The 15599-nt window shown below is 42.4% G+C and carries 12 protein-coding genes and 1 pseudogene; all 13 read right to left on the reverse strand.

Going from position 1 to position 15599, the window contains the following annotated elements:
• Nucleotides 1-51: 51 nt before the first annotated feature.
• Nucleotides 52-1839 carry a glycoside hydrolase family 3 protein gene (locus G575_RS0102470; RefSeq protein WP_027971300.1) on the reverse strand — a complete coding sequence of 596 codons (1788 nt, stop codon included), beginning with the start codon at nt 1837-1839 and terminating at the stop codon, nt 52-54.
• A 10-nt stretch (nt 1840-1849) separates the two neighbouring features.
• Complete coding sequence (locus tag G575_RS0102475; RefSeq protein WP_027971301.1) at nt 1850-2647, reverse strand: HAD family hydrolase; 798 nt, start codon at nt 2645-2647, stop codon at nt 1850-1852.
• Between the two features lies 1 nt (nt 2648).
• Entirely contained in the window at nt 2649-3488 is an 840-nt protein-coding gene (locus tag G575_RS0102480; protein WP_027971302.1) for an SDR family oxidoreductase, read from the reverse strand.
• 89 nt (nt 3489-3577) lie between these two features.
• Nucleotides 3578-4672: a mannonate dehydratase gene (locus tag G575_RS0102485; RefSeq protein ID WP_027971303.1), complete on the reverse strand. Its 1095-nt coding sequence runs from the start codon at nt 4670-4672 to the stop codon at nt 3578-3580.
• Between the two features lie 41 nt (nt 4673-4713).
• The gene (gene uxaC / locus G575_RS0102490) at nt 4714-6114 is read right to left on the reverse strand and encodes a glucuronate isomerase (protein ID WP_027971304.1); all 1401 of its coding nucleotides are present in this window, start codon (nt 6112-6114) and stop codon (nt 4714-4716) included.
• Between the two features lies 1 nt (nt 6115).
• Nucleotides 6116-6736: a bifunctional 4-hydroxy-2-oxoglutarate aldolase/2-dehydro-3-deoxy-phosphogluconate aldolase gene (locus G575_RS0102495; protein ID WP_027971305.1), complete on the reverse strand. Its 621-nt coding sequence runs from the start codon at nt 6734-6736 to the stop codon at nt 6116-6118.
• 114 nt (nt 6737-6850) lie between these two features.
• Nucleotides 6851-7561 carry a FadR/GntR family transcriptional regulator gene (locus G575_RS0102500; RefSeq protein ID WP_027971306.1) on the reverse strand — a complete coding sequence of 237 codons (711 nt, stop codon included), beginning with the start codon at nt 7559-7561 and terminating at the stop codon, nt 6851-6853.
• A 32-nt stretch (nt 7562-7593) separates the two neighbouring features.
• A complete protein-coding gene (gene uidA, locus G575_RS0102505; protein WP_027971307.1) occupies nt 7594-9393 on the reverse strand; it encodes a beta-glucuronidase in 1800 nt (599 codons plus the stop codon).
• A gap of 10 nt (nt 9394-9403) precedes the next feature.
• Complete coding sequence (locus G575_RS0102510; RefSeq protein WP_027971308.1) at nt 9404-10435, reverse strand: sugar kinase; 1032 nt, start codon at nt 10433-10435, stop codon at nt 9404-9406.
• 118 nt (nt 10436-10553) lie between these two features.
• A complete protein-coding gene (locus G575_RS0102515) occupies nt 10554-12107 on the reverse strand; it encodes an MFS transporter (protein ID WP_027971309.1) in 1554 nt (517 codons plus the stop codon).
• A 219-nt stretch (nt 12108-12326) separates the two neighbouring features.
• A complete protein-coding gene (locus G575_RS0102520; protein WP_027971310.1) occupies nt 12327-13766 on the reverse strand; it encodes a glycoside hydrolase family 1 protein in 1440 nt (479 codons plus the stop codon).
• A gap of 1 nt (nt 13767) precedes the next feature.
• Nucleotides 13768-14688 (reverse strand): ROK family protein, encoded by a 921-nt coding sequence (locus G575_RS0102525; RefSeq protein ID WP_027971311.1) that lies wholly within the window; start codon nt 14686-14688, stop codon nt 13768-13770.
• A 70-nt stretch (nt 14689-14758) separates the two neighbouring features.
• Nucleotides 14759-15589: pseudogene (locus tag G575_RS12555) on the reverse strand (MFS transporter); the annotation flags it as partial.
• Nucleotides 15590-15599 lie beyond the last annotated feature (10 nt).

The raw sequence follows: 15599 nt of genomic DNA on the forward strand, positions 1-15599 counted from the left end.
AATCGGTGCTCTTTTGATATCAAGATAGCTTTTAACCTGACAGCTCTAGGCTTATCGACGCCAAATATGGGTATCAATCAAACCACAATAAGCATCAACTGGTGATACACCCGTAAATTCTGAACGACCAGAAAGTTTTTCAACCAAAGCTGCCATGGTAATCGGCATGCCGTCGTAAGCATTGATATAGGTTGCAACTTGTGGCATGTCTGCCAAGGCAAATGGATGCTGTACTGAAACCACAATAGTTGGCACTTCATGCACATAGAAAGGCTGATCTGGTGTCCCTTTAGCTGCTGGCCAGATAATCCGTTGTGTAGTGCCTCCAGAGTTAACATCAACCAAGTTGATAATCAAATCATAGTTATCTGTAATTTGTGAAATGGGACGTTTAGAAGCATAGACGTCTCTTATAGCAAGCGGGCGCTCTTCTTCAGGTAATTTTTTAATGCGTTCTTCCGTATTTTCCCAAATGGATACCTGGTGACCCGCTTTTTCAAGGAGATCTTTCAAAGTATCTGATGCTCGTTTTTTACCTGCATTAATCATAGCACCAAAACCACCCTTGTAGCCATCGACTTCGACCAAAAGGATGCGTTTGTAACGCTCTGGAGTGATCGGGAAGAGCCCTTCTTCTTTGGCTTTAACCAGTGTAATGGCTTTGTCTGCTACTTCTGCCGCGATAGCCTTAGCTTCTTCTGTACCTATTTTCTTTAGGGCCTCTTCTTTTGGTAACATGATGTCTTCGCGTCGTCCTTCATAGGTGTGAAGACCTAACTTCGCTTTTAGACCAAGGGTTCTACGAAGGGCATCGTGAAGTCGCTCATCTGATAAGAGTCCATTTTCATAGCCCTCTTTCATCCATGTTAAATCTTCATCTGGATCATTGAAGAATAGGAAGAGGTCACAGCCTGCTTCGACAGCTGTTGGTAAGAGGAGACGACGTGGCATAGAAGCTGTCATCGCAACCATGTGCGAAGCATCTGTAACAATAGCTCCGTTATAGCCAAGCTCCCCACGCAGCAATTCATCGAGTAGTGTCTTATTCAGCGAAGCTGGAAGCATGTCGTCTAGTTCACGTTCAGGATGCATTTCCTTTTCAACATTTGGTAGGTGAATATGACCTGCCATAATCCCTGGAAGACCTGCTTTTGCCATTTCACCGTAAATCCGTCCAAAACTCTCCATCCACTCAGACTTGGTCATCGGATTAGAGGCAAAGGACAGGTGATGGTCACGCTCATCAATACCGTCACCAGGGAAATGCTTGGCAAACGGCAGAATGCCATGTTCCATGATACCACGCATGTATTCTTTTGATAGGGCCAAGACTTGCTCTGTATTAGCACCCCAAGTACGGTTGGCAATGATGGGATTGCGCCAGTTACGACTCAAATCCATAATAGGTGCAAAAGATGCGTTGCAACCAACGGCAGAGGCTTCAATTCCTGCAATGCGACCCAGTTCATAAGCATATTTTGGATCATTGGTAGCTGCAACTTTGACCTCATCTCCAATTTTGGTACCATCGGTGACAGCTCCGTTACCACCTGACTCTGTATTGGCAGCGATAATAAGAGGGATTTTCGACTTGGTTTGTAAAATATAGTTTTGCTCCCAAATTTCATCTGCTGTTCCAGGATTGTAACGTACTGCTCCAATTTTATAGTCAGTTAACACACCAGTCAGATACTCTTCTGTCCGGCTGCTGCCCATATTGACAAATAATTGACCGATTTTTTCATCCAAGGTCATGTTAGCAATGGTTTCTTCCACCCATGCAATAGCCTCGTCATCCAATTGATAAGGCGTTTTTCGTAAATCTACTAAATGCGTCATCTGATATACCTCACGATTCTAAATTATTCCAAAAAGCGTCGATAAAGAGATCCTGATCTGCCTGAGTAAAGTTTCTAGACTGAAACCGCTCTGCGACGGCCTCACGAAGCAAGGTCCAAGAATTAACTTCCTGACCCACTAAGATGGGGTAGAAAGCCACCTTGTTTTGTGTCGCCGCCTCAAGGTCCCCAGGAGAATCGCCAACCATCATAATATGGTCTGGCTTGTAACCCATATCAATTAAGGCTGCAATGACATCTTCTTTTTTACCGCGGTCCTGACAGTAGAGGTCGTCAACATGCTCCATCAAGCCCTGTTCTAGCCACTCTTCCTGAACCGCTTCTTTATTGGCAGAGCTCACCACAAAGACTTTTCCTAGTTGATGCAGTCTCTCTAGCCCTTCCACAGCGCCTTCAAAGGCAAGTGCCTCTCCTTGATACGCTTTAATCTGGCGATTGACTTCATTTGACCAAACAAGCGCCTTTTGCAAATCCTCAGATGGGTTTTGAGAAATCTCCGCTTCTAAGGAAGCATTTGACAGAGAAGCCGTTGTCTCTACCCATTTCTTAAGAGAATCAATAGGGCTTATACCTGCAAACTCAAGTCCCTTAACAAGACCAACAAAACGGTTGACCCCACGGGTTTTAGAGTAAAGATTGACACGATTCCACTCAGCTAGAAAGGTTTCCCTATCTGAAACACCAAAAACATCTGCTGCAATTGGCCCAAAGAATAGCTTGTGCTTGTAAGTCATAGTGTCCATGGCACAACCATCTGAGTCAATACAGAAAACAAAATCTTCCTTCATGTTACACTCCTGAATAGGCTGAAAATCCACCATCTATCGGTAAGACCACGCCATTGACAAAGCTTGCTAAGTGTTCATCAGCAAGGAAGAAAATCCCCCCCACTAGTTCTTCTGCTTCACCAAATCGGCCCATTGGGGTGTTGCGCAGGATTTTCTCTGCACGAGCCGATGGCGTGCCATCTTCATTAAAGAGCAAAGCTCGATTCTGATTGCTGACCAGAAAACCTGGTGCGATGGCGTTACAACGAATTCCAACTTGAGAAAAATGTACGGCAAGCCATTGCGTCAAATTAGAGATAGCTGCCTTAGCACCTGAATAAGCTGGAATCTTTGTTAGGGGCGTATAAGCATTCATGGATGAAATGTTGATGATATTTGCTCCAGGACGACCAATCATGTCTTGTGCAAAGACTTGCGTTGGCAATAAGGTCCCTAGATAATTGAGGTTGAATACAAACTCAATACCTGATTTATCAAGATCAAAGAAGCTCTTTGTCCCCTCTGGTAAATCCACGCTGTGAAATTCATTGTCCGTGGTTGCCTTAGGATTGTTGCCGCCAGCACCATTGATGAGAATGTCTGTCGGACCAAGGTCTGAAAGAAGGGCTTGACGGACCTCTTCTAAATTCTCTTTATCGAGTACATTTGCTTTATAAGCCTTGGCTACGCCTCCTTCAGCAAGGATGTCATCAGCAAACGCTTGTGCCGCTTCTAGGTTCAAATCAAGTAGGGCTACCTTGGCACCAGCCTTGGCAAATTCCTTGGCAAAGAAGCCACATAAAACGCCCCCTGCTCCTGTTACAACCACAACTTTATCTTTAAATGAAATAACTTTCGACATTGATTTCTCCTTTTTGATTTAGAAAGTCCGACTTAGACAAGTGAAAACTAACAAGCTCTTGACTAGATAAGCCTGTGAGTCTTGCGATTTTACTTATCCCCAACGGTTTTTGCCTTTGTGCCAAAGCTTGGAACTTTACCTGCTGCACGCATGTTTGCCTCGTAGAGACCATTGAAGTAGGTTGCTCCAAGCGCACGGTCATAAAGCCCATAACCAGGCGTCTTGGTCTGATCTCCCCAGATACGACGACCGTGATCCGGTCTCAAGCTACCTTCCCAATCATAATCCACGAGAAGCTTGATAACCGCATTCATATCAATATCACCAGCTTCTGACAAGTGAGCTGTTTCTTGGAAGCCCCACTCACCAGCTGTAACATTACGCGTATGCATAAAGTTAATACGACCACGCTTAAGCGCATATTCCGTCATGGCTAAGACATCATTTTTAGGATCAGAAGCATAAGAACCGACACACATGGTAATGCCGTTATATTCTGAATCATAGAGATTAAGGAAACGCTCGACAGCGTCTTGCCCTGTGATAATCCTTGGCAAACCAAAGATTCCATATGGTGGATCATCTGGGTGAATCGCCATTTTGACACCAGCAGCCTCAGCGGTTGGCATGATGGCCTTGATAAAGTAGTCCAAATTAGCCCAAAGGTCCTCTTCTGAGATATTCTCACGGTAGTTCTCAATAATAGCCTTCATTTCTTCTTTTGAGTAAGAAGAATCCCAACCAGGCAAGTTTAAATCCTCTGCAACTGGGTCCACACCTTCAAGGTCAGACTTGAGAAAGGCTAGGGAAGTTGTGCCATCTGGAAGGGGGTGATTAAGGTCTGAGCGCGTCCAGTCAAAGACGGGCATAAAGTTATAGCAAACGACTGGAATCCCTGCCTTACCGACATTGATAATTGAGGTCTTGTAATTTTCAATCAATTCATCACGATTGGCCTTGCCTTGCTTAATATCTTCATGAACGGGAATAGACTCAATGACTGTAATTTCAAGCCCTGCATCCTCCACCATTTTTTTTAGCTCAAGGATATTTTCTAATGGCCAGGCTTGCCCAACTGGCACATCATAAACGGCTGTCACAATGCCTTGCATTCCTGGAATTGCTTTGATGTCTTCTAAACTAACAGGGTCTTTTTTCCCGTACCAACGAAATGACATTTTCATCATCTAATACCACTCTTTCTCTATAGTTTCGTATCCATTGCTCATTGACCGAAATAGCTTACCGCATTGCCATAAGCGATGTCTTTGGCAACTTTTCCAATAGCTTCATAATCTTCTGGCACTTCCCCGTCAACAATCCATTGACCAAGATAGCTGGCTAAAATTCTGCGGAAATAATCATGCCGTTGATAAGATAGGAAGCTGCGTGAATCTGTCAGCATGCCGATAAAGTTTGCTAGTATGCCTTGCTCTGCTAGAGCATTCATCTGACTAATCATTCCTAGCTTGGTGTCTGCAAACCACCAACCCGCACCGAATTGCAAGTAACCTGCTTGACCCTCTTCATTGGCCTGGAAATTTTGCAGGGTATTAGCAACAGCGATATTGTAAGATGGGTTTAAGTTATACCAAATCATCTTTGGCAAACTCTCCGTCTGGACAAGATGGTCTAGTAAACGGTTCATATTTATGGTCAATTTGGTCTGATCGCCTAGCGAGTCAACGCCAACATCAGCTCCTAACTTATTAAAAATAGCGGAGTTATTGTTTCGCAAAGCACCAAAATGCACCTGCGTCACAAAGCCATATTGTTTGTAGAGGCGACAGAGTTCTGCAAAAACTGCTGTTTGCCACTGCTTCATTTCCAACTGGCTTGGCTCATATCCCTCTAAAACACTAGCAAGGAGTTGATCTAAACTAGCTTCATCAGCTCTTTCAAAAACAATCTCTGTAAAGCTGATGTCAGAAGCCTTACAACCATGGTCAGCAAAGTAGGCGACACGCTTCTCTAAAGCACCGACAAAGCCTGCAAAATCAACGATATCCTGACCAGTCACTTCTGCTAAGCGACTCACAAAAGTCCTGAAATTCCGATGTTCAATAAAGGCTTCATCAGGCCTGAAGGTTGGGGCTACAACAGTCTCAAAACTCTCATCAGCAGCTAATTTCTGATGCCACTCCAAGCTATCTAAGGGGTGATCGGTCGTCCCGATAAATGTGACCTTACTAGCGGCAATCAACTTCCGAGGACTTATTTGATGCTCTACCAAGTAGGTGTTGAGCTTATGATAAATGGCCTCTGCCTTATCTTCGGTCAAGTTTTCCTCTAGACCAAAAACATTTTTCAGCTCCATTGCCGACCAATGATAAACGGGGTTGCCATAAGCTTTTTCAAGGGTTCTAGCAAAGGCTTTGAACTTATCTAACTTAGACGCAGAACCCGTGATTTCTTCTTCTGAAATCCCATTGGCACGCATGAGACGCCACTTATAGTGATCCCCACCCAACCAGAGGTCTACTATATTCTCATAGACCTTATCTTCAAAAATCTCCTGAGGATTTAAGTGGCAATGGTAATCAAAAATCGGTTGATCTTTGATGAGGTCATAGAGCTTTTTTGCGGGCTCATTTGTTAACATAAAGGTTTGATCGTTAAATGCCATATTATTCTCCTGCTGCAGCCACAAATGCCTTAGCGATTTCTGTCACACTGTCGTAGCCGTCTGTTGCTACTTTACTCGCCAAAGCTGACCCTATCCCAACAGCACAGGCGCCAGCTTTTTTCCATGCCGCCACGTTTTCAATGGAAACCCCACCTGATGGCATAAGGTCAACATCTGGAATAGGTCCATGAATATCTTTGATAAAGCCTGGCCCCAAAACACCACCTGGAAAGAGTTTGATAATAGGACAACCAGCTGTCATGGCAGTGACAACTTCTGTCACCGTAGCACATCCCGGGAAGTAAAATACTCCAGCTTCCTGCGCCACCAGTTGAATCTCAGGGTCAAAATGTGGACTGACAAGGAACTTGGCCCCCGAAGCAATGGCTTCTTTGGCTAAGTCTGTCGTCATAACAGTACCTGCTCCAATCACAACGCTAAGGTCTGCTGCAAAGTCATCCGATAGTTGTTGAATAACCGCACCTGCATTTGGGGTCGAGAAGGTGATTTCAATATTGCGAATACCGCCTAAAATAGCATGGCGAGCAATTTCAAGGGCATCTTCTACTGTCTTACCACGAATAACAGCAAAGAAATAGTTTTCTTTTAGTCGTTTAAGCATATTTCTCTCCTTTTTTTGTAACCGTTATCACAATTCTTATTATATAAGTCATCAGATGATTTGTCAAGTAATAACCATAAAAAGAGGAACTTTTATAGCTCCTCTTTTTATGATTTATTTTGAAAGTCCGGACATGGGTAAGTCTTTGTGAAACCACTCATCAAGTACAGTTCTACGGACCTCCAGGATGTGCCCTAGCATACTGTCATAGGCTGCGATAGGATGTCTGGTTTTGATGGCGTGGAGAATGTTGCGATGGGCTTGTAAACTAGACTCTTTCATCTGACGACTCGTGTAGTCCTCATTGATCAGATGAACCGATTCATTGATTATAGGGACGATACTGGTCATGGCAATATTACCACTCATCTCAGCTAGCATTCTGTGAAACTGCACATCTAATTCCAGATGCTTGTCATCACCTTGGGCAACAGCCTCCTCAATAGCAATCACTATTTCTTCCAGACGTTCAATGTCCTCATCTGTAGCAAATTGTGCTACCCGCTCTGCAATGCGCGGCTCCAAGAGGTAACGAAGCTCAAATAAATCCGTGGTCAACTTTACCCTATCTTTGATAAGGGAAAAACCCAAAGGGTCTTCAGCAATCCCTTTTTTACTGCTGATATAAGTCCCTGATCCTTGACGCACTTCTAAAACATTACGCCCCGCCAAAGCCCTCACAGCTTCTCGTACCGTCGAACGACCAACTTCCAAAACTTTAGCCAATTCGTATTCATTTGGCAATTTGGTGCCAACTTCTAAGCCATGATCAACAATATATTTCCAAAGACGCTCTGCTGCTTGTTCAACTCTTGGTTTCGCCATACTTTACCTCATTCTCGATTTCTACCATTATATCATTTTTTCTTATTGAAGTAATGAGGAATAGAAGTCCAGCGTTTTTGGATTTCTCTGACAATGGCTTTTGGCTCACGATTACGTGAGAAGAGTCCCTTGTGATTGCCTTTAATACGAATAAGCATGACATTGGTCTCAAAATCCGCAAAGTTCCAGACTTGCTCTCCAACTAGATTTGGAATACTATCAAAGACCTTATGGTTCATGTCATAATAATCAAGCTGATACTCTTCTGTATACGGAATATCCCACATGGAATGGAGCCCCGGTAAAGTATCTGCACCATATTCTGTAATCAAAATCGGTTTTTCTGGGTATAGGGACTGCCAGGTTTCTAATTCCTTACGAAGTCCTTTTTCTGCCGTAGCTAACTCTCCGTGAGCTACATACCAACCGTAATAACGGTTGAGGCTGAGCACATCAACTAAATCCATGACCTCATCTTTATCAGGAGTCGCGTTCATGATATTAACCAATGTCACAGGGCGTTTTTGTGGGTCACGATCACGCATGCGTTGAATAAGTGGTTCAAAGTAAGCACGTGCTCCTTTTTCATGAGCCGCAGGTTCGTTTGCCACCACCCACATCACGACAGAAGGGTGATTTTTGTCACGCGCTATCAGCTCATCAATGACTAGCTCATGAGCTTCTTTAGTCTGCATCACTTCCCAAGTGTTTTTAAGCTCTGTCTTTTCGCCTGTGAGGTTCAAAGCTGCGCTAAAGAGTTGGAAAAGCCCCACCGCTGGCACCTCATCAATCACCACAATTCCCAGACGGTCTGCCAGACGCATCATTTCCTCAGAATAAGGGTAATGAGAGGTGCGGAAAGAATTGGCACCAATTTCCTTCAATAAGTTTAAATCCATAAGATTGGCTGCTTCATTGAAACCACGTCCATTGATAAAGGTGTCTTCGTGTTTTCCAAACCCTTTGAAATAGAAAGGTTTATTATTGATGAGGAATTGACCATTAGCAACGGTCACTTTACGAATACCAAAACTTTCTTGGTAGCTATCCACCAAAACACCGTCTTTCAGCAGGTCAACCTTTGCAGTGTAAAGATAGGCATCCAAAACTTCCCAGAGACGAGGCGAAGAAATGCTTAGTTTGCCATCTTCTGCTGTCCCCACCAACTGACCAGCCTGATCAAAAATGCTAATCCGCTTTTCAAGATTGTCATGACTTGCCTCAACCGAAACAGAGACAAGTGCTTCTGATAAATCATCTGAGACTTCACTCACAATAACAATATCCTTGATATGACTTTTCGGACGCTTGTAAAGATGGACATTTCGTTGAATACCAGCATAGTTAAAGAAATCAAAGTTCTCTTTAACCACCTTTTTGACGGTACCATCATCTTGAACTTCTTCGAAATAATTTCCCACAGGTAGTGTGGTGTAGTTGAGCTCATTATTGGCACAAACGGTTAAACGGAAACTCTCTGCCTCGTAAAGTTCCTCTGGAATGAGGCATTCAAATGGTGTGAAACCACCTTTATGCTCTCCAATCAATCTGCCATTTGCGTAAACCTTTGCCTGATGGGTTACTGAACCAAAACGTACCAATAAATCCTCATCTTGACCAACTTGTGGCAGAGAAACTAGCCTTTCATACCAGTTGTCCCCTATAAAAAGACGTTTGTCCTTATCAACCACAATATCGTTGAAAGAACTTGGCACGACCATAACCTCGTCTGTCTCTAAGACAGAAAGCGGGTCGTTATCCCCTTGTAAGAAATTCCAAATACCGTTTAAAGAATAAACCGAACGTGTTTTCGTTTGAATGGGATACAGCATAATATTTCTCCTATCGTTTAATGTCCTGAGCACCTTTTCTCATGAGTTGCTCGATGTCTTTTTTAGTGACAATATTGATATCACCCTCAATAGTATGTTTGAATTTAAAGCTTGCCATAGCAATATCCAGAACTTCCTGCATAGGCACTTCTTCTAAGAGACCATAGATGATGCCTGCGGTGTAAGCATCACCTGTTCCGACACGATCCAAAACTTGGATGATTTCACGGTCTGTTTCATAGAGCTCTTCACTCTCACCATCATAAAGATAAGCCTTCAAGATGTATTCATTAGTCGCACCAATTTCACGTTCTGTGAAAGCAATCCTCTTAAGCTGGTAGCGCCTAGCCATTTCTTTTAAAATCAATAACAGAGCTTCTCTGTCACGATAAGGTCTCGTCAAACCAAGATCATCTTTTAAGTCTGTCCCGTTTTCAGTCAAGAGCGAAACAGGTTCTAGACCAATACAAACATCTGCCAAAGTGAGCAATTTGGACAATTCGACGCGTGCTTGTTCAAAAGATTCCCATAAACTTTCGCGATAATTGAGGTCAAAGGAAATGGGAATTCCTTTTTCTTTAGCCTTGGTCATCAATGCCAGTGCAATGCCATAGATTTCAGGATTTAAAGCTACTGTGATACCACTGATATGGAGCCACGTCATGCCCTCACAGATAGCGTCCAAATCATAATCTTCTAATCTTGACTCATAAAAGGCTGAATATTTGCGATCATAAAGCACACGGCTCGAACGCAGAGAAAATCCCTTTTGATAATAGTAAATGCCTAAGCGATCCCCTGATTTGACCAAATGTTCTTGGCCAATCTGATGGGCAAAGAGAAAAGACTCTGCCATATGCCCCACATCATTATCAGGAATAGCCGACACCATCGAAACGGGATAACCCAACTGTCCCAAAGTTGATAGAACATTTAGTTCTGATCCTCCAAATTGGCAATCAAAGGTGCTTGCCTGAGTCATAGTCTGATGTTGGGGAGGAGACAAACGTAGCATTATTTCCCCAAAAGCGACAATTGTCATAGCCTATTCTCCTTCTACTTATCACATATCTGTAAATGAATTTTGAAAAAATACCCTGAGAAGTTAGAATGCTTCTAACTTCTCAGAGTAGCAGGTATATCACTTCTAATGACGATGACTATTTGTCATCATATTGATCAACTTTGTATTGTTTGACATCAACATAGTCCATGTCTGTCAGTGGAACGTTTTTGGCAATAGCTTGAACACGCTCATCATCTTTAGCGGCTTTCATGACATGAATCTTTTCTTGAACACGAGCCATTTCTTCACGGTCAAGTTTGTAGAATCTCATCAAGAATAATGAAATGGTGAGCACGATGATTGGAATAACAGCCATCAAGACAATCAAAGCCATCTTCAAATCATTCGAAAATGCTGTTTCAACAGTTGGGTATTCCTTGCCAAAACCAATCGCAGCAAGCACGAAACCAACTACCATTGGTGCAAATGAAGAAGCAATTGAGTCAGTGAGTGAGAAGATGGTACCAATCATACCAGACAAGTAACGACCAGATACAGAAGTTTCATAGTCAGTAATGTCCGCACCCATGGTCAAAACCAAACCAGATGGCGCAGAAGCAAAATAACGTGCAATAATAAAGATTAGGAAGAAGCCGATAGTGTAAAGATTCCAAGCTGCCAAATCAAGCATTCCTGGTTTTGCTATCGCTAACAAACCACCTAAAGCTGCAAGACCTAAAATACCAACTTGTAAACTCTTCACATAGGCATAGCGCAAGCCTTTACGACGAGCCACCTGAGCAGCTCCAATATTGACTAAAATTCCTGGAACAATCAAAAGCATGGACATTTTTCCAGAAAGGGCATAGTCACCAAAAATGATACCATACATCATAACCCCAACAACAGAGTCACCAAATAGCATAGCTACAAATTTCACAAAGGCTGCTGAAATAGAAAGGACTTTAAGAGGTTGGTTGCCTTTAATAACTTGCCAGTAGTCTTTAAGCTTAGTTTCTTGAGTCTTCTCACCAAGACCAAAGTATTTCTTGTTATCTTTTTCCCAGATACCAATAATAGCAAGAATTCCTAGGATAGCAGAGATGACGACCACTCCAGTAAAGAGCTCTACAAAGAAACTCATGGTGAAGCCACCATGTTTTGGCACCAAGGTTCCAGACACAACAACCTGACTACCAGTCATCAAAACTGTTGTTGCAATACCATCGACAATATTGAAAATTGGACGTTGTTTTGGATCATTAGTCAAAGCCACCTGACCAGCTTTTGTGATGGTCTGTTGAAGCGAGTAACCAACCTTATGAACAATCAAAACCAGAATAAATAGTGGCAAGCGCATGCTCTCACTCACACCACTCAAGCCCAACATCATGAAGAGGGAGGTCGCCGTAATCAGATTTCCCAAGACCAAAATCGGACGGTATTTACCAAATTTGGTATCTGTCTTATCGATTAAAACCCCAATAGATGGGTCAATGAAACCATCAAAGATACGAATATAACCCATGAGTTGACTGACAAAGAGCGCTGCCAGTCCCAATACTCCAGTAGACAAATAGGTCACAAATGTAAATGCAACCAAATAGATATTGGTAGATGAGTTGTTTAAGGCAAATAAGATAATCTGCCATAACTTCGCACGGTTGTAGGTCACATCCTCTGTGCGTTTATCCAGTGTTTTTTCCATGATAGGAACCTCCATGAATATGATTTTATTATTGTAAGCGCTTCACTACAAAGAAATAATATCATACATCAGATGTATTGTCAATGATTTTTTCTTTTTTTGCGGATTGTTTCCTTTTTCATCTCGAAATCATCTGACTTTTTTTGTCGAAACAGCTCTCCTAAACGTCAAAAAAAGGCTCCTCTATCAAGGAGCCTCTTATCGCCAATGAAGGGGATGTTATTCCCACAATGAGCGCCCATTACTTGCAATCACATCCTTGTACCAATAGAAGGATTTTTTGCGATACCTATTGAGTGTCCCTGTCCCATCATCATTTCGATCCACATAGATAAACCCATATCGCTTACTGAGCTCTGCGGTACTTGCTGATACCAAATCTATTGGCCCCCAAGTCGTATAGCCTAGGATATCAACACCATCATAAAGTGCCTCAGCCACCTCTTGCAGATGCCTTTTAAGGTAATCAATACGGTAATCATCTTCAACAGTAGGACCATCTGGGCCGTCTATTAAACCATCCTTTGCTCCAAGACCGTTCTCCACAATAAAGAGTGGCAATTGATAACGGTCATAAAAGGCATTCAAGACTAAACGCAGGCCAATCGGATCAATTTGCCAACCCCATTCAGAACTCTCTAGATAAGGATTAGTAATCCCTCCTAAGATGTTCCCCCGCCCTTTAGTATATGCCTCAGGATTATGGGCAACAGCTACACTCATATAGTAACTAAATGAGATAAAATCAACCGTATTTTCAGCTAACAGCGCTTCATCTCCTTCTGCAAATACAATGTCAATGCCATTTTCTTTAAAATAACGCTTGATGTAGTTTGGGTATTTGCCACGTGCATGAATATCACTAAAGAGATAATTTTGATTGTCAAACGCTCTTTTAGCTAGCTGATCTAAGGGATTAGACGTCATGGCATAGCTTGGCATGGCTAAAACCATACAACCGATTTTGAAATCAGGATTGATCTCGTGCCCAATTTTTGTCGCTAAAGCTGATGCGACAAGCTCATGATGAACAGCCTGGTAAAGGTCTTGTTTTGACAGTTCTTCCAAAGGAGTGATGATACCTCCTGACATAAATGGAGCATGTAAAACAGAGTTCACTTCATTAAACGTCAGCCAATATCTGACCTTATCCTTATATCGGGTAAATAAGGTACGGACATACCTTTCATAAAAGCCAATCAACTCCCTATTAGCCCAACCATTATACTTTTTAGCGAGGTGAAGCGGGGTTTCGTAATGGGATAAAGTCACCAATGGCTCAATCCCATATTTTGCCAGCTCCTCAAAGACCTTATCATAAAAAGCTAGCCCAGCTTCGTTAGGCTCTGTTTCATCTCCATTTGGAAATATTCTGGACCAAGCAATAGATAGTCGAAATACCTTAAAGCCCATTTCCGCAAAAAGAGCAATGTCTTCCTTGTAGCGATGGTAAAAATCAATGCCTTCTAGTTTAAGATTATCTGGCGTGGGTTGCTCAGTAATCAAAGGATTCAGACTTCCTTTGTCCCTAGGGACACCTCCTTTTGGAGTCACATCTTGGACAGATAAACCTTTGCCGTCAATGTTATAAGCCCCTTCACATTGATTAGCTGCCGTTGCACCTCCCCATAAAAAATCGTCTGGAAATACTTTTAACATCTTATCCTCCTCCTTTCCCCTCTTCTACATTCAGTAAAAATTGATAGAGAGCTCCTAGCAAGTTAGCTTCGTTACGATGGGCACAAACCAAAATTTCAGGCTTAGTCACCATAAATTGGACCAGTTCATTGCTCTGATGAAGCTTATCATATTGCTTATTGATTTCTTCAACGACAATTTCCTGAGCACTAATACCTCCTCCGATGACATAACGCTTAACATCAATCACCGCTTGCATGTTGTAAATCAAAAAAGCAATTTGGCGACAATAAGCTTCAAAGATAGGATAGACCCTTTCATCCTTAGCATTGATGTAAGCAAATACTTGTGGACCGTCGGTAAGGTTATCAAGTTCCAAAGCTTCTGCACAAGCTTCAATCAGCTTGACCGCTGACCCCCTTATCCCAACCATGTTATCAACATAAATCACTTCATCAGGAGCAGCATGAAAACTTAATTCACCAGCTTGAAAATGCTCTCCCTGCAACAGGTGACCATTCAAGATAATGCCACCACCAACACCTGTTCCAAGAATAATCGCCGCACCGTTATCAATACCTTTTAAATGACCTAGCCAAAGTTCTGACAAGGCTGCTGCTTTGCCATCATTAATAACAGAACAAGGCAGCTGAAAGCCTTGAAAAATATGCTGTGGCAAGTTTAAGCCATGCAAGTATTGGAGAGAGCCACCGAAGTAAATAAGGCCTTCTCTGCTATTCACCTTGCCAGGGCAACTAATGGCAACGCCTCGAATAAGCTCCTGATAGTTAGCGATGATGCTATCAAGACCTTTTAAGAAGTCTTCCAAATTATCTGGTGTCTGACATTTTTGACTGTCCATAATCATCCCTGAGTGGTTAATCAGGGCATATTTGATTTGAGTCCCACCAATGTCAATACTTAAATAGTTATTTTTGTCCATCATTTTCTCCAATACTAGAAAGTTCTCTCCAAGCTTTTGCCAAAGAGAACTTTTTAGTATTCTAATGCTATTATTTTTGATGTTTTCGCATCTCTAACTCATTAATAATCGTATCATATTCTTTATCAAGTTTATAGCCCCAAGCTAAAATAAGAGCAGAGATAATCGCCATAACAAGCGGTAGGTAAGAATAGACGATATTAACAGCTGTAATGGCACTAGCTGTTTGACTAGCTGCCTCTGCATTGTAGCCACCTGCCGCGATAATCCAACCAAGGACTGCTCCACCGATACCAGAACCAACTTTAGAACCAAATGATGACGCTGCATTGGCAAGACCTGCTGATCGAATACCTGTTTTCCATTCACCATATTCAATTGTATCAGACAGCATCCCCCACATACAAGAAGCTGCAAAACCATTTCCAATCCCTTTAATGATATTAGCCATCATAATTAAGGTAAAGTTTGTCCCTACCAAAGCGGCGATGGCATAGCCAATCGCTGCTAAGCCCATAGAAATTAACATGCCGTTTTTCTTACCAATGCGTTTGATAAATAACGGTGCTGCCACAAACATGGTAATGATTTGAGCGATTGAAGTAGCGTTACCTAGAGGTGTCACATAATTGGTATCATTCAAAACCGCCTTGGCAAAATAGACTGCTCCACCACCATTAACCGTCAGTGAAAAGTAAAGAATGAAGATAACGCCAGCAACCATGAGCCAATATTTATTTTTAAATAGCGCTGCCAACTCTTCTCTGACATTTGTTTTCTCTGCTTCTGCTTTTTCCTCCTCAACAACACGCTCATGTGTAAAGAAGAATGAGAAGGCAAATATAGCGACCGTCATCAAACCAAAGACTGCAAACGTATAAGTCCAAGCACGCGCATCACCACCAAAAAAG

The sequence above is a fragment of the Streptococcus plurextorum DSM 22810 genome, assembly GCF_000423745.1.
Classification (GTDB): Bacteria; Bacillota; Bacilli; order Lactobacillales; family Streptococcaceae; genus Streptococcus; species Streptococcus plurextorum.

What these genes read in the sequence shown, in the direction of transcription:
- G575_RS0102470 (WP_027971300.1), bottom strand. Translation starts at nt 1,839, where the DNA reads ATGACGCATTTAGTAGATTTACGAAAAACGCCTTATCAATTGGATGAC.
- G575_RS0102475 (WP_027971301.1), bottom strand. Translation starts at nt 2,647, where the DNA reads ATGAAGGAAGATTTTGTTTTCTGTATTGACTCAGATGGTTGTGCCATG.
- G575_RS0102480 (WP_027971302.1), bottom strand. Translation starts at nt 3,488, where the DNA reads ATGTCGAAAGTTATTTCATTTAAAGATAAAGTTGTGGTTGTAACAGGA.
- G575_RS0102485 (WP_027971303.1), bottom strand. Translation starts at nt 4,672, where the DNA reads ATGAAAATGTCATTTCGTTGGTACGGGAAAAAAGACCCTGTTAGTTTA.
- uxaC (WP_027971304.1), bottom strand. Translation starts at nt 6,114, where the DNA reads ATGGCATTTAACGATCAAACCTTTATGTTAACAAATGAGCCCGCAAAA.
- G575_RS0102495 (WP_027971305.1), bottom strand. Translation starts at nt 6,736, where the DNA reads ATGCTTAAACGACTAAAAGAAAACTATTTCTTTGCTGTTATTCGTGGT.
- G575_RS0102500 (WP_027971306.1), bottom strand. Translation starts at nt 7,561, where the DNA reads ATGGCGAAACCAAGAGTTGAACAAGCAGCAGAGCGTCTTTGGAAATAT.
- uidA (WP_027971307.1), bottom strand. Translation starts at nt 9,393, where the DNA reads ATGCTGTATCCCATTCAAACGAAAACACGTTCGGTTTATTCTTTAAAC.
- G575_RS0102510 (WP_027971308.1), bottom strand. Translation starts at nt 10,435, where the DNA reads ATGACAATTGTCGCTTTTGGGGAAATAATGCTACGTTTGTCTCCTCCC.
- G575_RS0102515 (WP_027971309.1), bottom strand. Translation starts at nt 12,107, where the DNA reads ATGGAAAAAACACTGGATAAACGCACAGAGGATGTGACCTACAACCGT.
- G575_RS0102520 (WP_027971310.1), bottom strand. Translation starts at nt 13,766, where the DNA reads ATGTTAAAAGTATTTCCAGACGATTTTTTATGGGGAGGTGCAACGGCA.
- G575_RS0102525 (WP_027971311.1), bottom strand. Translation starts at nt 14,688, where the DNA reads ATGGACAAAAATAACTATTTAAGTATTGACATTGGTGGGACTCAAATC.